The 20,422-nt window shown below is 44.9% G+C and carries 22 protein-coding genes; 9 read left to right on the top strand and 13 right to left on the bottom strand.

Annotation, left to right across the window (positions count from 1 at the left end; translation table 11 throughout):
- Positions 1-127: 127 nt before the first annotated feature.
- Positions 128-1,087: an SGNH/GDSL hydrolase family protein gene (locus H6F66_RS09205; protein ID WP_190420444.1), complete on the top strand. Its 960-nt coding sequence runs from the start codon at positions 128-130 to the stop codon at positions 1,085-1,087.
- Between the two features lie 113 nt (positions 1,088-1,200).
- Here the strand turns inward: H6F66_RS09205 and H6F66_RS09200 are convergent, their stop codons facing one another.
- The 4 genes from H6F66_RS09200 to H6F66_RS09185 form a co-directional block, all read right to left on the bottom strand.
- Positions 1,201-1,812: a hypothetical protein gene (locus tag H6F66_RS09200; protein ID WP_190420442.1), complete on the bottom strand. Its 612-nt coding sequence runs from the start codon at positions 1,810-1,812 to the stop codon at positions 1,201-1,203.
- Complete coding sequence (locus tag H6F66_RS09195; RefSeq protein WP_190420440.1) at positions 1,812-2,444, bottom strand: AAA family ATPase; 633 nt, start codon at positions 2,442-2,444, stop codon at positions 1,812-1,814. Before H6F66_RS09195 ends, H6F66_RS09200 begins: the two co-directional genes overlap by 1 nt.
- 132 nt (positions 2,445-2,576) lie before the next feature.
- Complete coding sequence (locus H6F66_RS09190; RefSeq protein WP_190420438.1) at positions 2,577-3,659, bottom strand: DUF3616 domain-containing protein; 1,083 nt, start codon at positions 3,657-3,659, stop codon at positions 2,577-2,579.
- Between the two features lie 160 nt (positions 3,660-3,819).
- Positions 3,820-4,488 (bottom strand): SOS response-associated peptidase, encoded by a 669-nt coding sequence (locus H6F66_RS09185; RefSeq protein ID WP_190420436.1) that lies wholly within the window; start codon positions 4,486-4,488, stop codon positions 3,820-3,822.
- 183 nt (positions 4,489-4,671) lie between these two features.
- Here H6F66_RS09185 and H6F66_RS09180 point away from each other — a divergent pair, with 183 nt between their 5' ends.
- The gene (locus H6F66_RS09180; RefSeq protein ID WP_190420649.1) at positions 4,672-5,154 is read left to right on the top strand and encodes a PD-(D/E)XK nuclease superfamily protein; all 483 of its coding nucleotides are present in this window, start codon (positions 4,672-4,674) and stop codon (positions 5,152-5,154) included.
- Here the strand turns inward: H6F66_RS09180 and H6F66_RS09175 are convergent.
- The gene (locus H6F66_RS09175) at positions 5,151-6,017 is read right to left on the bottom strand and encodes a DNA adenine methylase (protein WP_190420434.1); all 867 of its coding nucleotides are present in this window, start codon (positions 6,015-6,017) and stop codon (positions 5,151-5,153) included. The genes H6F66_RS09180 and H6F66_RS09175 overlap by 4 nt on opposite strands.
- 331 nt (positions 6,018-6,348) lie before the next feature.
- Here H6F66_RS09175 and H6F66_RS09170 point away from each other — a divergent pair, with 331 nt between their 5' ends.
- From H6F66_RS09170 to H6F66_RS09155, 4 genes are all read left to right on the top strand, one after another.
- Entirely contained in the window at positions 6,349-6,555 is a 207-nt protein-coding gene (locus H6F66_RS09170) for a DUF751 family protein (RefSeq protein WP_190420433.1), read from the top strand.
- Positions 6,556-6,603: 48 nt separating this feature from the next.
- Positions 6,604-7,005 (top strand): 30S ribosome-binding factor RbfA, encoded by a 402-nt coding sequence (gene rbfA, locus H6F66_RS09165; protein ID WP_190420431.1) that lies wholly within the window; start codon positions 6,604-6,606, stop codon positions 7,003-7,005.
- Complete coding sequence (locus H6F66_RS09160; protein WP_190420429.1) at positions 7,002-8,609, top strand: glycoside hydrolase family 3 N-terminal domain-containing protein; 1,608 nt, start codon at positions 7,002-7,004, stop codon at positions 8,607-8,609. Before rbfA ends, H6F66_RS09160 begins: the two co-directional genes overlap by 4 nt.
- 289 nt (positions 8,610-8,898) lie before the next feature.
- On the top strand, positions 8,899-9,138 hold the full coding sequence (locus H6F66_RS09155; RefSeq protein ID WP_190420427.1) for a DUF4327 family protein: 240 nt from the start codon (positions 8,899-8,901) through the stop codon (positions 9,136-9,138).
- 205 nt (positions 9,139-9,343) lie between these two features.
- Here the strand turns inward: H6F66_RS09155 and H6F66_RS09150 are convergent, their stop codons facing one another.
- Both H6F66_RS09150 and H6F66_RS09145 read right to left on the bottom strand, forming a co-directional pair.
- Positions 9,344-9,736: a hypothetical protein gene (locus H6F66_RS09150; RefSeq protein ID WP_190420425.1), complete on the bottom strand. Its 393-nt coding sequence runs from the start codon at positions 9,734-9,736 to the stop codon at positions 9,344-9,346.
- A 248-nt stretch (positions 9,737-9,984) separates the two neighbouring features.
- Positions 9,985-10,326: a hypothetical protein gene (locus H6F66_RS09145; RefSeq protein ID WP_190420423.1), complete on the bottom strand. Its 342-nt coding sequence runs from the start codon at positions 10,324-10,326 to the stop codon at positions 9,985-9,987.
- 240 nt (positions 10,327-10,566) lie between these two features.
- Between H6F66_RS09145 and H6F66_RS09140 the strand changes: the two genes are divergently transcribed.
- Complete coding sequence (locus H6F66_RS09140; protein WP_190420647.1) at positions 10,567-11,472, top strand: cation diffusion facilitator family transporter; 906 nt, start codon at positions 10,567-10,569, stop codon at positions 11,470-11,472.
- Between the two features lie 199 nt (positions 11,473-11,671).
- Here the strand turns inward: H6F66_RS09140 and guaA are convergent, their stop codons facing one another.
- Entirely contained in the window at positions 11,672-13,282 is a 1,611-nt protein-coding gene (gene guaA / locus H6F66_RS09135) for a glutamine-hydrolyzing GMP synthase (protein ID WP_347269357.1), read from the bottom strand.
- A 131-nt stretch (positions 13,283-13,413) separates the two neighbouring features.
- Positions 13,414-14,604, bottom strand: coding sequence for a cobalt-precorrin-5B (C(1))-methyltransferase CbiD (gene cbiD / locus H6F66_RS09130; RefSeq protein ID WP_190420421.1), 1,191 nt, complete (start codon positions 14,602-14,604; stop codon positions 13,414-13,416).
- 130 nt (positions 14,605-14,734) lie between these two features.
- Between cbiD and H6F66_RS09125 the strand changes: the two genes are divergently transcribed.
- On the top strand, positions 14,735-15,067 hold the full coding sequence (locus H6F66_RS09125) for an STAS domain-containing protein (RefSeq protein WP_190420419.1): 333 nt from the start codon (positions 14,735-14,737) through the stop codon (positions 15,065-15,067).
- A gap of 138 nt (positions 15,068-15,205) precedes the next feature.
- Here H6F66_RS09125 and H6F66_RS09120 read toward each other — a convergent pair whose 3' ends face one another.
- Together H6F66_RS09120 and H6F66_RS09115 are read right to left on the bottom strand one after the other, a co-directional pair.
- Positions 15,206-15,952 (bottom strand): pentapeptide repeat-containing protein, encoded by a 747-nt coding sequence (locus tag H6F66_RS09120; RefSeq protein WP_199313312.1) that lies wholly within the window; start codon positions 15,950-15,952, stop codon positions 15,206-15,208.
- A 366-nt stretch (positions 15,953-16,318) separates the two neighbouring features.
- Entirely contained in the window at positions 16,319-17,629 is a 1,311-nt protein-coding gene (locus H6F66_RS09115) for a pentapeptide repeat-containing protein (protein WP_190420417.1), read from the bottom strand.
- Positions 17,630-17,884: 255 nt separating this feature from the next.
- Between H6F66_RS09115 and H6F66_RS09110 the strand changes: the two genes are divergently transcribed.
- Positions 17,885-19,390: an MFS transporter gene (locus H6F66_RS09110; protein ID WP_190420415.1), complete on the top strand. Its 1,506-nt coding sequence runs from the start codon at positions 17,885-17,887 to the stop codon at positions 19,388-19,390.
- 69 nt (positions 19,391-19,459) lie between these two features.
- On the opposite strand, the gene H6F66_RS09105 is transcribed toward H6F66_RS09110, so the two are convergent.
- Together H6F66_RS09105 and H6F66_RS09100 are read right to left on the bottom strand one after the other, a co-directional pair.
- Positions 19,460-19,687, bottom strand: a complete 228-nt coding sequence (locus H6F66_RS09105) for a hypothetical protein (RefSeq protein ID WP_190420413.1) — start codon at positions 19,685-19,687, stop codon at positions 19,460-19,462.
- Between the two features lie 90 nt (positions 19,688-19,777).
- On the bottom strand, positions 19,778-20,326 hold the full coding sequence (locus H6F66_RS09100; RefSeq protein WP_190420411.1) for a hypothetical protein: 549 nt from the start codon (positions 20,324-20,326) through the stop codon (positions 19,778-19,780).
- Between the last annotated feature and the right edge of the window lie 96 nt (positions 20,327-20,422).

The following is a 20,422-nucleotide window of genomic DNA, read 5'->3' as shown; positions in this document are numbered from 1 at the left end:
TGCAGATGGCAAGTCCCCTTGTTTGAGCTTAGGTTGGGTAAAGCGATGACTCTCGAACAGCCAGCCATCTTCCAGAAATGCTACAAGGAACAAGCAACTGTTGTAGCTTAAATCGGAATCTTTGGGGATGTTGATAAAAAAAATTTTGGTGGCTACCGCTGGAGCAGCGATCGCTTTCTTCACAGTTTTGGGCTTTCCCAAGGAAGTTTCAGCGAAGAATTTTGATGAGATTTATGTCTTTGGCGACAGCATCTCGGATGTTGGCAATGCCTATAAAGTTACAAGAGGGGAAAGTCCCTCAAACCCTCCCTACTTTCGCGGACGCTATTCTAATGGTTTAGTTTGGGCGGACTATCTCGCAGCTAAGCTGAAATTAAAATCCAGTACAGAGACTAACTTCGCCTTCGGCGGTGCGAAAACAGGTAATTCTAGGGAATTTTCCCCAGGATTGCTGACGCAAATCGAAACTTTTAAAGCAACCCATTCTTCCGCAGATCCGAAAGCTCTGTATATTGTATGGGCTGGTGCTAATGATTACCTGGGTGGCGCTACTGACTCTACCGCGCCAGTTAATAATTTAAGCGTAGCAGTGAAATCTCTCGCTGACGCTGGCGCTAAAAATATCGTAGTAGTTAACTTGCCGGATTTAGGAAAACTTCCAGGTACGCGGATCAGCGAACGTTCCAACTCGCTCAACAATTTGACTCAGAAGCATAACTCTGCATTAGCTGCATCTCTCAACAATTTGCGCCAGCAACTAAGTGATATTAATATCACCTATCTTGATGTGAATTCTCTCTTTAATCAAGTCGTCAACAATCCAGAAAAATTTGGTTTCACGAATGTAACCAACGCCTGTCTAAGCCAAGCTAAGATATGCGATAATCCCAACGAATATTTATTTTGGGATAACATCCATCCGACAACCGCCGCGCATAAATTACTCGTAGAATTAGCTTTTGCATCGTCCAAACCCGCGCCCCAACCTGTTTCTATCTCTACCCCTATTCCTTTTGTAATGGGCGCGATCGCATTTGGTGCAGGTACAGGTTTTATCATCAAGCGCCAAAAAGCCGTCAAAAACTGATTTTAAGTTCGGTAGGCTATGTTAACAAAAATAGTAGGGTGGGTAAACCGACCAAATCTTTCGATGGTAGGCAATCCCCGCCCTACAAAATTATTCTTTGAATGTACACCTATTTATAGTAACCAAGTCTTTGCAGCAAAATCCGCAGGCTCATCTGCGTGTTTGAAAACTGGACGTTGTTGCCGCACGAATGATTGGGTTAGTTGTCCTTTGCTAGGTGGCTTATCTTGCTTATCTTGCTTATCTTGCTTGTCTTGCTTATCTTGCTTATCTTGCTTGCCTTTTTTCAGAGCATTAACTTCATCACTCAGTTGAGAATTAGCTTCTGCAAGTTGCATAGCTGCATTTTTAGCTTGCTCAAGTTCTGCCTTTACTTTGTTTAGTTGTTTAAGCTCTTTTTGAAGCTTTTGTACTAATTCTTTTTGCTCATCAAGATTTGCTTCCAAATTAGACATTTTTTCCATTAGAGAGCTTTCGTTTTGACGCGATCGCTCTATAGTTGCTTTCAAGTCTGTCACCATTGCTTCTAAATCAGCTTTGGTTGGATTTGTCCGCTTAGCAGTAGTTTGTTCAGAGGTATCTGTTGACGATTCCTCCTCCTCAGCTTGCAACTCTGATTCTGAAACTTTATGGGCGGTGACTTCTATAACAGTTTCACCTTCTTCTTTGTCTGGTAAATTTTGTGCTTCTTCACGTAGTAAATCTGAGAGACGTTTTTTAGTCATTATTTCCTCCAATCACGTTGTAATTCATTAGCCACACGGCGGTAGTCTGCCTGAGCCTCCCGTCCATTCGTCCCGCGCCATTTAGTAATAGGCACCCCCTCTAGCGCCGCTCGTTCGTGGGCTTTGTAGGCGCGAATAAACGCATTACAGGTGGGGATTCCTAGCTCCATGAGAGTGTTTTGAGCCTCCAGTGCTTCCCCTACACTCCGCCCATCCACCTTAGTTAGCAGCACCCGATGGGCGACTCCTACGGGCATAACGGTTTCCCGGACTGTTTCAATAAGTACAGCCAGATCCATTGCTGCTGGGGGTGTAGGCAAAACCAGATAATCTGCGATCGCTACTACCGCCGCTAATGCTTCGGAGTGCAACGCCGGAGGCGTATCCACCACTACTAAATCGTAGCCTTCTATCTCGCATAAATTACTCAAAAGTTTTGGGTCAGTCTCTTGGGCTAGGTCAAAGCCCATCCCTTTCTCACTACGCCCAACCCACCAACTCGCCGAACCCTGAGAGTCTGTATCGACCAGAAGAACCCGTTTGTTTTCCGAGAAGGTAGCCGCCAGATTGACTGCTGTAGTGGTCTTACCTACTCCTCCCTTCCCGTTGAGAATAGCGATTATTCTTGGCACTGTTCGCCTTTGATGCTGACCTTAGAAAAATATACCGCTTTATCGGCTATGAAATTTTTTTTTCCTCTTATTTCTTTGGCTGCGAATAGATATCATGCCATTGAGGTATATCTTCAGAAAGAATCGACACCATCACTTCAGTCTGAAAACATCGGCAAAAATACTATGCGGCTCTAGTATTCTGTTCTCGTCAGGTGAATCATAAACCACCATAAGAGAATTTTTCTGTCCTAAACAAGGAAAGAGTGCCAACCCCTCAGCATGATCTGAACCAAACCTGAAAGGCAAATCTAAAACTACTTCCAAGTCTCCCTCTTCCTGCCCAGATATACTGTTTTCAGGATGATCTAAGCCATTTTTTAACCGAAAAACTCGCAAAGCACCTTCTAGATCCATAGTAGGGCCCGCGAGTATTAATAAGTCTTCCCCATCTAGACACAGTTCTCGTACACCTAAGCCATTCAGATTCACAAAATGTTTTTTGTATTGCTCCCCTTTTTTACCGATTTTTTTCAGTGTTAAAATCCCCGGTTCTGTTTCTTCAACTTCTATCTCTAAAATCAGCGCCCAGCCTCTGAGTACAGGACCTCGCAAGCCGATGAAAATTTTATCTCCTCGAACAGCTAATCCTTCAATATCAAATCCATTTTCTTTAGAGGGAATAGAACTCTTTATAAAATGCCCTATGTGGCGGTCTTCTTTTAGGGCTTCCATCAACACATTAGTATTATCGTTTATCTTTTGAAGACAACCTGCTGTCATTTTTTTGTCTGGATTATCTGGATGAGAGCATACTTTAAATAACTCCTTCCCTACCACAGGGATACGAGCTAGTACATAACGATTTAGCTCCCTTTCTACTGTGGCTAGTTTATCTAAATCTTTTTCTAAATCTTTACCCTTTACTTTTTTCCGCTTTGTACTATGCGAACCGATTATCCATAGATAATTGTTGGCATAATCCATCCCTTCTATATCAATTTCGCCTTCTTGATTAAATAAATCAATAAAATTCTTAACAAAAAATTGCTGATGATCGCCGAAAATATTTGGCTCAATAGGTGATAAACGCTCAAGAGTTCTGGTTTCATCAGAACCTACCCACAAGCTACCATCAGGTGTGAAAGCAGCCGCTGATAAATCTTGTCCGAGAGGTTCATCTGCTTTGCCATTGAAGCGAATTAGCACGCGGCTTAGTAGAAAACTTTCTGGCATAATTGCTTACTTCCTAAAATGGTTGGGGATCGTTACAATTCTGTAGTAGCATATCCCAATGCAAGTTTCATACCCTCTATCGGAATAAATAATTATCTATATAAATAAAAAGTAGGGTGGGGAATATCCCCCGCCCTACTTTAGTTATGTTGCTAGTTGCTCACAAACTATTAATCAATTCTGCCGAGTCATTCACTGGCTTATTCACCTTCGTGCTGACTGGATAAGCTGTCATTTCTTCGGCTGAGTACGGATGCAACAAAGGCTGCAATAGCTCTGGCGTTTTTACCTCTGTATCTAGCCATAAATCGTAGTCTTTTGGGTCAATAATTACAGGCATCCGGTTATGGACGGGGCGCATCAAATCATTAGGTTCTGTTGTCAAAATCGTACAAGAATTAATCACCTCACCATCGTCACTTTTCCAATGCTCCCAAAGCCCAGCAAAGGCAAAGGGATTCTCATCGTTCATCCGAAAATAAAAAGGTTGCTTTTTCTTTTCTTGCTGCTGCCACTCATAAAAGCCATCAGCCAAAATTAGACAACGGCGCTGTTTAAAAGCCGCCCGAAAAGAAGGCTTTTCGGCTACTGTTTCCGCCCGTGCATTAATCATCCGCGCCCCCATTTTTGGATCTTTCGCCCAACTGGGAATCAGCCCCCAATGTAAGATTTGAAACTCCCTTTGGGACTGTTCTGCATTCTGTAAAATCGTCTGAATTTGCTGGGTAGGTGCAATGTTATAACGGGGCGTTAAGGGAGGAACATTATTTACCTGGAATACTTGAGCAATTGTTTCTGCTGATTTACTTTGACTGAATCTTCCACACATAATTTTATCCCACACGACTAATTACATGGCGAGCCAATTTCATTTCTTTAATAGTATCTATGTACTATTCTAAGCCAATATTATAAACTTTTATCTTCTTGTACTTGAATATGCAGAACTGGAAAAAAGTTTACTGTAGAGTTAATATTTCTTTAGAATGTACCGTCTCGGTTGGGAAAGATGATGACTCAGGGTGGCAGAGCAAATCGGTCTGGTAAAGTTTTAGAAAGAACTGTAGAAGCAACCCTGCGAGAACATGGATATTTCCAAGTCGCTAATAATTTACCGAATAAGCAGCGACGCGACTACATCTTAAACGGTTGTCTGCTACCTAAACGCTATGCAAGACAGGTTTATATTGGCAACGGCATTTATGGAACTGACATCTATGTAGACTTTTATATTATTGGTTTAGCTGCCTTTCCTTCTGGGTTAATTATTGAGTGCAAGTGGCAACAAAGCGGGGGTTCTGTTGATGAGAAACTACCTTATGTCAACTTAAATATTCAAACTTGCTATCCAGTCCCATCTGTTGTAGTAATAGACGGTGGCGGTATGAAGCCGGGAGCAGTTAGTTGGTTTCACAAACAAGTTCACTCAAATGCAAATTTATTGGCAGTGCATACATTAGTAAGTTTTATGGTCTGGGCTAACAACAACTTTTAATATGAAGTTACTAAAATTTCGGAAATCTTACCCCGTTTTTTGGGATTGGAATTAATTGCTCTTGATGCTGATATAGTGTGAATAGTAGGAAGATTATTTGCTTGAAAAATTTTATCGTCACTGTAGAGTTCTCTAATGAAGGTACAGTCAGAATTAGAGAGCATAACTTTGACCCCCTGCGCTGCAAGTTCTGCAAATATATTCCTAAGTTTTATCTGATTGTCTTCATTAAAGGAATAGCGACTATAGGCTGTGAAGTAACTGGTATCGCTTAGAGGATGATAGGGCGGATCGAAATATACAAAGTCATCAGAATTTGCGTACTTCAGGATATCTTCAAAAGGTCTAACATCAATTACAGCAGACTGAAGTGCAATTGATACTGAACGCAGTAAATCTGGCTGGCAAATCGGAGGATTGACATATCTGCCTATGGGTACATTAAATTTACCTTTGGAGTTTTCTCGATAAAGTCCATTAAAGCAGGTTTTGTTTAAATAAATTAAACGAGCGGCCCTTTCTAAGTCTGTGTTATAAGACAGCGATCGCATCTCATAATAATAGGCTTTATTATGCTTTTTTTGATGCTCTGACAACAACTCAATTAAGTGCTCAACGTTATCTCTGACGCACAGATAAGTTTCAATTAAGTTGTTATTTATATCGGTTAATACAGCTTTTTTATGAAGATTTTGATTAACATAAAAAAATACAGCGCCCCCCCCTAAAAATGGCTCGTAGTAACTTTTAAAATTTTTAGGTAAATAATATTTGTACTGTTCTAGTAATTTGCTTTTTCCTCCCGCCCATTTTAAAAAAGGTTTAGGAAGATTTTGATTTTTTGTGTTGGGTTGTACTAGCATTTAGCAATAAGTTTAGATCAACTATATAAAGATTTTACAATTTTACAATATAAGGGCTTAAGATAAATAGTGATTTAGATAAATAATTGCTGAAAATTAAAACCTTAGTTGTAACAGTTAAAAGCCATAAAATTAACCATACTAACGCGCTTTAAGCAAGTTAATAGGTGTATAATTGGTTAGTGTTTGGGCGAGAAGACCAATAAGTGAGATCGCGCTTATTCCGTGACGATAGCCGGATAAAGCGATCGCGCTCTTGCGGACTAGTCGAACTTGCGCTTTAAATGTTAACAGTTAAAATGCAGTACCTTATAGCTGCGGTCTCCAACATATGTTTGATGGCTTTTGGGATAACGTCTCTCGCTACCCTCGCTACTTGGTGACAATCATCCTGGGGGTGTTCTTTTACGCCTTTGCGTGGTTGCAGCCACTGATGAAAAACCCGATAAGCGCGATCGCCACGATCGGCTTATTTGTAGCAGGCTTAACTTTTGTTGCCCTCACCCTACGGGCGATGCTGGGGTTGGGCCCAGTTTAGTACGATAAAAAATCATTGCTCAGACTGTCTTAAAGGCAGCGGACTACTATGGCTACGAGTCGTCGCGTTTCTCGCGTTTCAGCACTAATTAAACGCGAAATCAGCCAATTGCTGCTCCAAGAAATCAAAGATGACCGCGTAGGCGCTGGAATGGTCAGCGTTACAGATGTCGATGTTTCCGGCGACCTGCAACACGCTAAAATCTTTGTCAGCATCTATGGCACCGATGAAGCAAAAGAAGAGACAATGGCTGGTTTAACGGCAGCAACCGGATTTGTGCGCCGGGAATTAGGTCAACGACTGGGGCTGCGTCGGACACCAGAAATAATGTTTCTGGAAGATGAATCTTTGGAACGGGGCGATCGCCTTCTGAGTTTGATAAATCAGCTTAGTAATGAGCGTAAGCCAGGAAGTGGGGAAATGGAAGACATCGTTGAGGCTGAAGATTGAAATCTGTGTCGGAGTCGCTACCTGAGTGGGAATCGCTAACTGTGCCACAACAGGTAGCGCAGATGTTTGTAGTCAGAGCATCGGGCTACCTGTTCGATCACCAAATTCAGTACCCAGAATGGGAACCACCCAGAGCAAAGCTGCAACACTGGATACAGGATTTGGGTGTTGGCGGTGTAATTTTGTTGGGAGGCAGTGCGGGAGAATTGGCACTGCGATCGCAACAACTGCAAAGTTTTGCCACAATCCCTCTGCTGATTGCCGCTGATATTGAAGAAGGCGTTGGGCAGCGGTTTTCTGGGGCAATTTGGTTTCCCCCGCCGATGGCGATTGGAGCAATTTACCGGAAAGATGTCGCCAGAGCCTTGCACTACGCCCAGGAAATGGGCGCTATTACCGCCTCGGAAGCACTAGCTATAGGGATCAACTGGGTGCTTGCGCCCGTCGTAGATGTCAACAACAATCCCCTTAACCCAGTCATTAACGTGCGGGCTTTTGGGGAAACCCCAGAGGAAGTAAGCCAGCTGGCATCTGCTTTTATTCGGGGCGCACAACGTTTTCCGGTGTTGACGACTGCCAAGCATTTTCCCGGACATGGCGACACGGCGGTTGATTCTCATCTAGATTTGCCCGTCTTGCCACACTCACCAGCACGACTAGGGGAAATTGAACTGCCACCGTTTGCCTCAGCGATCGCATCTGGTGTTGACGCTGTGATGAGCGCTCATCTGCTCATCCCCGCCTGGGATATCGAACGCCCCGCCACTTTGTCTTATCCTATTTTGACTTCTCTGCTACGGCAAGAGCTAGGATTTGAAGGTTTAATTGTCACCGATGCCTTGGTAATGGGAGCGATCGCTAACCGTTATGGAGCTTCGGAAGCCCCCGTCTTAGCTGTAGAAGCCGGGGCGGATATTTTGCTAATGCCAGTAGATCCGGCTGGTGCCATCCAAGCAGTTTGTGACGCTGTGACAGAGGGGCGCATTTCCGAGGCGCGAATTCGCGCCTCGGTTGAACGCATCTGGAAAGCTAAGCGCAAGGTACAGGGAAGTAGGGGAGACTTGGTATCCCCAATCCCCAATCCCCTACAACTCGCCTCACCTCACGCACTAAACACATCTGCAAACATTTCGCGAGATTCCCTGCTAGTTCATGGCCAGGTTCCTCTGCCTAGAAGCACAGGCAACTTACGCAATTTAATAGTGGTGGATGACGTACTCAATTGTAAGTTTTTAGGTAAACTTGCCCCGGCTGTGGCATTACCAAAAAGCTTAGGCTATCAATTGCAACTGGTTGACCACCATACCCCGACTGTGGCATTGTCAGAAGCGATCGCTTCCATCTCGACAACACAAACATTGCTTCAACTTTTCATCCGTGGCAATCCTTTCCGAGGCAGTGCTGGCTTAACGCCCGTTGCCGAAGATTTGTTTAAAAGATTATTAAAAAACGCCGAGCTACAAGCCTTGGTAATTTACGGTAGCCCATATATTTTAGAGCAGTTTCTTCCGCATCTGCCGCCAGATATACCTTGCGTGTTTTCTTATGGACAAATGTCAGAAGCTCAGGCGATCGCTCTTGAAGTTTTGTTCCCTCCCCAATAAATAGACTGTTAGAGGTATGGCAGTTTTTTAAACTTTCTTTAAGGTTTTGCCTGTCCTACCTTTATTTATTCATAAATCAAGAGCGCTAGGCTAGGCTTACTACGCCCTTCCTGGCGTAATTTCATCCCTATATAGACGGAATTGATTGTCAAAAGTCCCTGACTTTTGCAATCTTTATTAAAAAGAATATTTAGTTTGTAACTCAATATACTGAACTTTTTATATGTTCGCGCTACGAACTATTCGTTAATATTAATTTTAGATCCGTTAGTTTATAGGTTGAGGACTTATGAGCGTTGACACAATGCTAACTGGTGCGTCTGTATATTCCATCGATGTTATTCAAGATGAAGCACGTCAATTAGTGGAGAAGGGAGTTGTGACTCGTCAGCAACCGATCTACGTCCTTTGTCAGTACATTCCCGCTCGTGAGTGGGTTTGTGTTGAGTGTGAACTAGAAAGGTGCAATATCTTACTCCGCGATCGCATCGGCGATCTGATGGGTCAAGAAGAATGGGATAACGACTGATAAATCTAGATTGAAGACAATTTTAAGACAAGGAGAGCGGTTCACCAGGAAACTTGGTGCAACCAAAAGCAATCCGTCCTCCACGCTTAAAACATCACAGTGGAAGACAGCTATCTCTGGATTACCTACCAATTTTTACTTTTAATGCCCGATCTAGAGAACTTATCTCTTATGCGGGTTTGACAAAATCAATTCTAAAGCCGATCTAAATCTCTGAGTCGGGGTTGCGTAGCTTCTCTAACTCAGTCCGCATGGCAGCAATTTGTGCAGTCAACTCCTGTAGCTCTATCTGCACATCCTGTTGGGCAACCGATGTTGTCGAGGTTGTGACGGTGGAACTGGGTGTCCCATAGGTAGCCGTACTCTCAGTCCGATCAGTTGGTGTTATTAGCGAGTCAACAAAACTTCGAGCTACCTGCTCAGTTGTCTCTCCTTTTACTGCCAACTGCTCTAAGAGCAAATTTGAGTCTGTTTTTAACAGTTCAAGATTTTGTTCTCGCTTTTGCGGGTCTTGTACGCTCTCCACCAGGGAAGCCGTCGCACCCAAGGTGACGCGAAATCCTTTGTGTACTAAGTCAAAGAGATTATCAGAGTTCATTAGGTAAATTGAGCCAAATTGAATGATTTGATAAGAATCGAGTGATCGCTATAGTTGACTTCCTTTTGGGATGCCAAAATGCGAACTGTGGGGCAAAGCTCACATTGGTGCCAGCTAAGCAAAGACACCAATGACATCTAAACTTGCCGACCATTTTAAGCATACAAAGGGACATTGTGCTGAGATACAAGCTTAAAAGCATCCTTCTTAAGAAAGATGCTTTTAAGCTTGCTTTTAAGCTTCCTGGTTTAGCTTACCTGCTCTAGGTACTGATTGATATCCTCAATCAAGCGAGTAAGTTCAGCTTCCGTAGTCAAGCGGATGCGTTCATCACGCAGGGTAAGCAGAACTTTAGCTGCAAAAGGGCTGGGCCAGATATTAGGGTTGCAGAAAATCTCTAGAAAGACATCTCCGGTGTAGCGATACTCCATTGGTTTTTGGGGATTGGTTTTACCGCCGCCACCAGCTACCAACTTAAGACTCTGCATTAATTGTGCGATCGCGCCTTGTAAATCTTGCGCCGCTTGGGGCGTAAAGCTGAAGGTGACAGAGCCTTCAACCAGGTTAAGCCTGAGTTGTGAACCGGACATGAGTAATTAACAGTGAGAAGTTAGGAAGCGAGGATTGAATTAACTCGTAACTATAACTTCTTACCACACAATAGAATCTGTAGGTTGAGTTTCGCGATCGCTCAACCCAACTTTATTTTCTGGGTGAGGTTCTTCAACCCAACCTGCAAAATTTTTTCTAACCCGAAATAGATGCTATCAGCCAACAATAGGTTCTAGACTGGGTGCCATAAAATACAAATGGCGAGTGAAAGAAATTCTGTGGTTGCAGATAACCGCTCGGCAGTGCGTAAAGTTTTAATTATTACCCTGCTACTTAACCTGTTCGTGATGGGATTGAAGGCTGTGGTGGGAACTTGGACAGGTTCTCTCTCCCTGCTGGCTGATGCCTTACATAGCGTAACCGATAGTGCCAATAACGTTTTAGGATTAGTTGCCAGTCAGTTTTCTTCTCCCCAACCGGATCGGGATCATCCTTACGGACACCAGAAATTTGAAGCAGTGGGAGCATTGGGAATTGCTGCTTTTTTAGGTATTGCTTGCTTTGAAATTTTGCGAGGGGCAATAGAACGAATTATCAAGGGCGGCGGCGACCCAGTAAAGATATCACCATCAGAGCTGTGGTTGCTGCTGATTGTGTTAGGAGTTAATATTTTTGTCACATTCTACGAGCGCCATGTCGGTCAGCGGGTGGGTAGCCCGATTTTGATTGCTGATGCCCAGCATACGATGAGCGATGTTTGGGTGACGATTACCGTTCTGGGTGGGTTGATTGGTGTCTGGCAAGGTATTCAGTGGCTAGATATAGTTTTAGCTTTTCCAGTTGCTTTGCTGGTGTTTTGGAGTGGCTGGAATGTTTTAAAAGATAATTTGCCTTGGCTGGTGGATGAAATGGCGATTGCGCCTGAAGCAATTCATGCGATTGTAATGCAAGTACCCGGAGTAATTAACTGCCACGAAATTGCCTCCAGAGGTGTCGTCGGGCGACAAGCCTTTATTGAAATGCACTTAATTGTAGATGCCATTGATGTCGAAACTGCCCATCGAATCACAGAAGAAGTCGAGAAACGCTTGCAAGAACGATTCAACCCCGTCCGAATTCTCATTCACGTCGAACCACCCGCTTACCAATCTGACCAAATTACCTACAAAACGAAATCAAAATAGGCATAGTTTTCCACAGGAAGAGGGGCTTTTCCACAGATTTTTGCAGGTTTTCCACAAAAGTTAAGGAAAAGACAATAACTTAAAAATAAATTTTTAACGCAAAGGATCACAAAGGGAGACGAATTACGCCAAGGAGATTACTCTGCGTATTTTTGGGATCCCCTCTGCGAACCTTTGCGTTTAAAATCCTTCCTTTTCTTCATTCCCACTCGATAGTTCCAGGTGGCTTAGAAGTGATATCGTAAACCACGCGATTGACACCCCGAACTTCATTCACAATACGAGTAGAAACGGTTTCCAAGAAATCATAAGGCACCCTTGCCCAATCCGCCGTCATGCCATCTTCGCTGGAAACGAAGCGTAAGACAATCGGATAAGCGTAAGTACGCTGATCGCCCATCACGCCTACACTGCGAATAGGTAACAACACAGCAAAAGCTTGCCAGAACTGGTTGTACATTCCCTGGCGATTAATTTCCTGACGGACAATTAGATCCGCATCGCGTAGAATTTCCAATCGCTCTGCTGTAACTTCGCCTAAAATGCGAATTGCCAGTCCAGGGCCGGGGAAGGGTTGCCGCTGTACAATTTCTTCTGGTAAACCAATTGAGCGCCCGACTTTTCTCACTTCATCTTTGAAGAGTTTTCGCAGCGGTTCGACTAACTTAAACCGTAAGTCTTTAGGCAAACCGCCGACGTTGTGATGGCTCTTAATTTTCACTGCTACCCGTTCGCCAGATTTGGGATCGACGTTGGTATCAGCTGATTCAATAACATCTGGGTAGAGAGTGCCTTGGGCAAGATAATCAAAGGGGCCAAGACGTTTAGACTCTTCTTCAAAGACGCTGATAAATTCGTGACCGATGCGGCGGCGTTTTTCTTCGGGATCTGTGACACCAGCGATCGCATTTAGGAAACGTTCTCTTGCTTGAACGTGTTCCACAGGAATATGAAATTGCTCTTGGAACAGCTTCACTAACCGTTCTGGCTCCTCTTTCCGCATGAAGCCTTGGTCAATAAACATACAAGTCAACTGATCGCCAATTGCCTTGTACAGCAAAAAGGCCAGCGTGGAAGAATCGACACCGCCGCTTAAAGCTAACAGCACTCGCTTATCACCAACTTTGGCGCGAATTTCTCGAATTGACTGCTCAACAAAAGCTGCTGTCGTCCAAGTCGGTTCGCAGTCGCAGATGTGATAGACAAAGTTGCGGATTAAGGCAATACCCCCAATCGAGTGAACGACTTCTGGATGGAACTGGACACCGTAGAGCTTTTTCTCGTGGTGAGCGATCGCAGCGCAAGGAGTATTTGCTGTGTGTGCCAGCACCTCAAACCCCTCTGGCATCTTGGTTACAGAGTCCCCATGACTCATCCACATGGTGGTGCCATCTTCCACATTGGTGAGCAGATCCGTGGGATCGTCAATCAATAAGGATGCCTTGCCATACTCTCCCCGGTCAGCACTGGTGACTTCCCCACCCAGCTGCTGCACCATCAGCTGCATTCCATAACACACTCCCAGTATGGGAACGCCCAGATTCCATATTTCGGGATCGCAATGGGGCGCTTTCTTGTCATAGACGGAACTAGGGCCACCGGAGAAGATTATTCCCTTGGGATTGAGTTGCTTTAGCTGTTCGGCTGTGGTTCGATAAGACAGCACTTCCGAGTACACTTGTGTCTCCCGAATCCGACGCGCAATCAGTTCGGAATACTGAGAGCCGAAGTCAAGAATCACAATTATTTGGCGGTTCAGTTGCCCCAAATTCTCTTCTATTTGAGGCAGTGGTTGTGTCTGTAGAGTCACCGGAGTATCCTGAATGGTGATAGTGTGGATATTCAATAGTCCTTAGTTAGTTACTAATGACTAATAACTACTAATTTTCTAGAAAAACTGCTTTATTGCTATTTATTAAGTTAATTGGTATTCCTATAAAATTAACACACTTGATACAGTAACGCGGCACCATTTTGGCTTTTGACGATAATCCGGCGATCTCGATCGAACAGCAGGGAACCGACGGTAACTTGAGTATCGATCATCGTGCGGATGTAAGCTTGCGATCGCGTGTCAATAGCCTCGGAAAGTGAGCTATAAACTTGATCGGCGATCGCGCCTCCATTAGCATCGTCCAATTGGCGCAGGTAAAAGAGCGCATCTTCCGCTGTAGCACTTTGGAAAATTGCCTGCAATGCCGCAGTCGGTAAACCCAGCTTTGCACAATGAGCAGTCAAAATTTCCATCCTTCCATCAGCAAGGTGGTGGTGAGTGTGAAAAATTCCCCCCGCAAGTTTTATAAGTTTGCCGTGGTAGCCAAATAATAAGATTGACTTAACCTGCTGCAATCCAGCTTCTACCAACATTGGGCCAAGCCAGTTAGCAGTTTTTACCATTCTGTCTGGGTGAATACCCAGTTGTCGCGCCAAGTCTAAGCCATTTTCCCCTACGCAGAACACCAAACAGTCGAAGTGAGCTTTGTGTTGCAGTTCCTCGCGGAAAGCTTCTAGCTGTCCAGTAGCACTCAACGGCTGAGAAATGCCTGTAGTTCCCAGTAGCGAGAGTCCATCCACAACGCCAAAAGCTGCATTTGAGGTGCGTTGGGCAAGCGATCGCCCGAAGGGCAAAATAATCGTCACCTGAATTTTTTCCTCTGGTGACAGCAGACGCTGCAAATTCTCTTGTAACAGCCGCTGGGCATAAGCATAAATTGCCGGTTTGTCACCAGCATTCACCATTCGCCCAATTCCTTCACCGCCTTTGATCCGGATGGAGGAGTGAGGAGTTTGGAGTGAGGAGTGAACTGATTGTTCTCCTTTTGCTACCCCGTTTAAAAAAGGAGATTGCCTTTTGTCTTCTTCAAGCCATTCCACCAACACCCAGATCGGTGTGTTGCGGGTGAGGTCAAGGTTATCGCCGGGATCGCTGGTGGTAATTGCCAGCGCCATCCCCTCACCGATTTTAGCAACCTGCTCAATGGGTATTTCCACTGTGTCGGCGGGTTCAATTAAATCCACCGACACAGCGTTTATTTCTAGTTGTTCTTGGCGTAACCAGCGCAGGGCGGCAATTGCAGCGGCACAAGCAAACACTGGCAAGGTATATCCAAAGCGGGGTGGGGTTGAGGTCATTGTGAGAGTGCGATCGCGATCGCTGCGCGAGGGTGACTTTTAACAGCTCTGTCATCAGTCTTTCATTGGATTCTATCAATATAAAGATTTTGTAAGTATTTCCTGCTCAACGAGACACTCTGGAGGTTTCATGAAATTTTTCTTTACGAACTTGTTTTCCAAAGCTCCTGCTCAAATTTCCAAATCAGAATTTCGACCAAGTACTGTGGTAATCAGACCCAGTGGGTGCTTGGATAGCAAGACCAGTCCTGCTTTTATTAAGTCTCTAGAGCAAGCCTTGGAATTGGCGACAGATACTGTGGTGGTGGATATGATTGCGGTAAATGCTATCAAAAGGGAGGGAGTCAAAAGCCTGCTGCATGGAATGGAGAAAGCTGCGGCGCTGGGCAAAACCCTAACTTTTGAATTTCTGGATGTAGCGACCCAAAGAGTTCTCGAAGCTGCCTGGAACTATGAAATATAATTCGCAAAAATTAAAAGCTCGACTTAGGAAACGTTTCCTAAGTCGAGCCTTTTGGTGATAATTTTCTGGTCTTTGCCCTACGCTATGACAATTATTTTTTCTTGCAGGTCAGCGATCGCTTCTTCAAATCTTTCCCACTCAAGCAACTTCCAGATTGTCTACTGTGACTGTAGGGTTATCAAGAACAGCGATCGCCAAATTCAACTGCTTCACTCCCTTTAAGTTCAATTCTGATGTAAAAATCCGATCAACTGTACAACCCTCAAAGTTTGCCTTCTCCAAGTTTGTCCGAATCATCTGAGCCTCGTTCAGGTTTGCCCATCTCAGGTCTGCCTTGCTGAGGTCTGACACGCTAACAACTGCCCGTCTCAGGTTTGCCCATCTCAGGTCTGCCCCACGCAGGTTTACCTCAGAAAGTTGTGCATCACTGAGATTGGCTCCACTCAGGTTTGCCTTTCTCAGGTTGGCAGAGGTGAATTTTACCTCGCTGAAGTTTGCTTGGCACAGAACTGCATTACAGAGGTTTGCCCCACTCAGGTTTGCTCCACTCAGGTCTGCCCATCTCAAGTCTGCGCCGCTGAGGTTTGCGCCGCTCAAGTCTGCGCCACTCAAGTTGGCAGAGGTGAGATTTGCGCCTCTAAGATTAGTCGAGGCGAGGTCTACGCCACTGAGATTGGCTTGGCTAAGGTTAGCTCCTCTGAGGTTGGCATTTCTCAGGTTTGGCTGGAGCTGAGGATGCTCTTTTCTTGTCTGATTCCAGGTTTCTACTCCAGAATTTAGCAAATCCAACTGCTGGTTGGCTGCACCTTTAAACCGGGTTGCGATCGCAATAATTGTGGGATTATTTTTTATATCTATTTTGCTTTTCACTATATAATTTTCCATTTTTTCCTTACCAATCTCAATTATTTGAACAAAGCTTCCGGATAATTTCACCTTATGGCGATCGCAATTTTTCATCCCTTCAAAGCAATTTAGCTTTTCTACTCTTGGAGTCAATTGATTAACTTAACCAAAAGCGCGATTCGCTTCTAGACCTTACTTTCTATATCTTAAGGAATATATTTGATGTTTAAAAACATTTAGATTAACGTTCACTTAATCTTTAAATTACTGGCATTTATCTGAGGAAGTAGTAAAGATTAAAAAGCGGTGTTGGACAATTGGGTAGCTATCAAGCAAAGTCTCCGTTAATGTACAACACCAAAAGTGTCTGTATTCTAAGCTACAAAAGTCTAAATAAACGCTATCCTAATACCCGCCCCGTAACTCCTGTGCCTTAGCTTGAGCTGGGGCAATGATTTTTTCTTTCAGGTCAGCGATCGCTTGGCTTAGACTCGGATACTGGTAAGTTGGGAGCATCCAAGGATATTCGTGCAAATCATCCGATATAGCTAAGTGGGTGGTATCAACTTGCACTAACGGTTGCACTGGGACTTCAGAGATACCTTGGAGGATTTTCAGTAATTCCTGGGGAATGTGAGGAGCGTCTGTGAAATCGGCAATGATAAACTTCACCATTCCCGCCACGGTAGAGATTGATTCCTTGAGTTCGGGCGTTGTTGATTTTTCTAACTCAACCGACATGGGCAAATAGTCATGTTGACGAAGAGCATCCCGAATTTCCTCCAGTAAGACAAGGCGATCGCTACTTTGAAAGCAGCCCAGGATCAGCACAATGTTGGAGTGAATAGAATTAAAAACCTCGCGGACTTTCTGGTGATTTAGCAGAAAGTAAATAAACTGAGCCACTTCCAGATTATCCACCGCGATCGCGCCTTCCCCTGGAGGAGCTACGCTGAGGTTTAACTGGTTGGCTGCTTCCAGATTCAGCCCCCAAGAAGAAATACCATAAATTAAACAACCTGCAAGATTCGCCTGCTCAAAGTTAGTCTTGAGCAACCTTGCTCCCATCAAGTTTGCCTCACCCAGATCGGCTCCGGAGAGATCCGCACCTTGTAAATCCGCACCAATGAGAATCGCGCCCCGCAAATCCGCCCCGATCAGGTTCGCGCCGATCAGGTTTGCTCCCCGCATATCCACCTCACTCAGATTTGCCCCGATTGCGATCGCCCCGGATAAATCTGCTTTGCCGAGATATACCCAGTGAAGATCGGCTCCATCCAGGTTCACCCTACTCAGGTTCGCTTCTAACAGGTAAGCCTCGCTGAGGTTTACTTCACTCAGATCCGCCTCAGACAAATCTGCTTTACTCAGGTATGCCCCACTCAAGTTAGCGCCCCGCAGGTCGGCTTGAGACAGAGATGCCCCCATTAGGTTCACTCCGCTCAAATCTACGCCACTCAGAGATGCCTTCATCAGGTTTATCCCGCCCAAATCTTCCTGGCTCAGATCGGCTCCCCTGAGGTCTGGCGGTATTCCTGGACTCAAAGAGCGCCACTTATTCCAAGCTTCTACTCCTTGCTTTAGCAGAGCCAGTTGTTGCTCGTTTGCCATACAGCTCCACGCCCCTTTATTTTGGCAGATGCCATTACTGGCCTTTGGTACGATGTCTTGGCGCTTACTTCCTGGTATGGATGCACCCAAGCCATAGAGATTCACTGTGATTTTTTGGGAAAGCTATATAAGACAGTCAGACTACTCAAACTACCACTTTCTAAATAAGTATGCTCTTAGGTTTATTTTTGTTTGAATAGATTGAGAAGTATTTCTTTGTGGAGTAGATTCCCCCGCACAGAATTTCTAGTCTATCAAAAGCCTTAATTTTAAACCAGCTTAGGAATAGTTGTGTTTATCACTGAGGATTTTGGTGTTCGCCTATACCAGCTAGTTTGAAACCACTATAGGAGCGATCGCTTGCAAGCCCCAATTGAAAACGTATCTCCTCCAAATTTAGAGGTTCTAGAAACCACCCCAGGTTCTGTGGTGGTATCCCCCCAATCGCCAGCGAAAATTTCCAAAGATGCCATTCGGTCTAGTCTGAAGGCATCTGCCTGGGATGCCGTATTTGCTGCCATCTTTGGCAACATTACTGGCGGTGTCTTACTGAGTAATTTCTTGCTCCAACTGGGTGCTGGCCCAATGGAGATTGGTATGCTGTCCTCAGTTCCTATGTTGGTGAATTTGCTGCAACCGCTGGGAGCATATCTGTCAGAGCAAACCACCAGCCGCTACTGGTATAACGTCTGGATTTACGGCCCATCACGGCTGCTGTGGCTGATTTTAGTATTGGCGATTGGGTGGATAAGCTGGCACCACACCGATTTGCACACATTAGTCGGCTTGACATTGGGGATAGTCTTGGCAACCAATGTTGTTGGAGCCTTGGGAAGTGCGAACTGGATGAGTTGGATGGCGGTGTTGGTTCCCGAAAGGTTGCGGGGGCGCTATTTCGGCATTCGCAATAGTGTCACAAGCTTGACTACGCTGCTAGGTATACCCCTGCTGGGTCTAGCCGTGTCTGCTTGGCCTAGTGGGACGATTCAGGGTTACGCTGTGGTCTTAGTGCTGGGGGTAGTCATGGGGCTAATTAGTCTCGGCTGTCAGTTTTTCATGGCGGATGTGAACCCCCGGATGCAGTTCGCAGCAGCAGGGGAGAGTGGGGAAGTGGGAGAAGTTCCCCCCCTCACCCCATCACCTCAGCACCCCCTCTCTTTATCTCGCTTTGAGCCTAATTTCTTGAGGTTTTTGCTGTACTTTGGCTTTTGGGCATTTGCAGTCAATATCTGCACTCCCTTCTTTGGTCTCTACCTGCTGGACAATCTGGATATAGGTGTCACCTGGGTAACTTTCTATAGCAGCTTAACGTCTGCCGCTACCTTAGTGATGATGGTGGTGTGGGGCAAGCTGGCAGACCGGATGGGGAATCGTCCGTTGCTGGTATTTGTGGGAATATTGGTAGCGGTGACACCTTTATTCTGGCTGGGACTTGGGGCTGACCCGATTTCTATTTGGATTTGGTTCCCACTTTTACACTTGATGATGGGTGGGACTTGGGCAGCCATTGACTTGTGCAGCAACAATCTGCAAATGTCAGTGGCATCGGGGCGCAATCAGTCTACTTACTTTGCGATCGCTGCTGCTGTTGCTGGGGTCTGTGGTGCTTTGGGAACGACTACTGGCGGCTTTCTGGCTTCTCAAGTCAATTTTGGGGGTTTGCAAGCAGTGTTTGCCCTCTCAGCTGCCTTACGGCTAATTGCTTTATTAGCTTTGGTCTTTGTGCAAGAAAAGCGTTCTACCCCACTATCGCAAGTGATGCGATCGCTTGTTCCCTCAAAACCTCAACTGCTCCCAGTTCCATTAGTTGTACCAGGAGTAGAACAATCCCGGTTAAACCCTGAGCCAGTTGAAGTTCCCGAATAAATTTGCTAATAGCTATTAGCTATTAGCCATTAGCTATTAAACTTATATTTTCTACTGTTAAGAAAATACTTATTGATCAGATTTATCAGATTGTTCAACTAATTTTCTCAAACGAAGATATGCCTCTTCTGGTGTGAGAGGTTCAGATTCTATCTCGTTAGGGATGTAAAATTGTCTGCTATCTGGAAAGTAACGTACAACAAAACTAGGGATAAGTCCTAACTTCATAGCCTTTTTACCCAGCGCTTCGGCTGTGTCTGAAAGGCTTGATTCGTCATGGAAGTGATACTCGCTCATACCCTCTTGTCTCCACCATATCTGTAAAGCTTACACTCTTGTGGGGGCAACCGTCTTGAAAAATAGTGCTACAAGCCCACTCCACAAAAGTTACCGTTGAAAATTGGCTTTACAAACGCCCAACATCCGCTGGTCGTTATTGCTAAGGTTGGTAATTCGCTCATATCCGTGGAGTTGTAAGCTACCGTCAGTTTGCAAGCCGCTACTTGAGGCCACAGGAGATGGTTGTTGAAGGGCAATTGAGTAGGGATTTGTTGTTTGGTCGTAAGGATCTACAACGGTCAAATTCATTTTCTGTGCTGCGACCGTGCCGGAAAAACAACTAAATTCTGAAGAGGGCATATACAATGCACCAACTACTTTTCCCTGACGCGCTTCAAACACCATATACTCTTGACCAATTTGTTCTGGCTCTTGGGAACTACCATAGAGGTAGATTCCATCAGGAACTCGCTTGGTTGGTGAAATAGTTGTTTGTGCAATTAGTGAAGGCGAACTAAGTTCGGCTGCTGGCAAAAGTGGGGCTAGTGTCTCCAAAGCAGCGGCGCTGGTTGCCATGCCTACTGTCAGAAGTAATCCCAAAGCAGGCACTTCAAAATGACGCTGTTGAAAAAATCGATCGAAGAATTTGTTTAGCACCGTAGTATCCCCTTAGCAATTAAGAGTAGACACACTCAAGACCCCAATTAAAAAATAGCTAATAATTAAGGTTGAATGCTTCACTCAAATGGGTGA

The sequence above is a fragment of the Trichocoleus sp. FACHB-6 genome (assembly GCF_014695815.1).
In the GTDB taxonomy this organism is placed as follows: Bacteria; Cyanobacteriota; Cyanobacteriia; order Cyanobacteriales; family FACHB-T130; genus Funiculus; species Funiculus sociatus.
The sequence above is the reverse complement of the archived record's forward strand: the minus strand, read 5'-3'. Positions and strand labels throughout refer to the sequence as shown.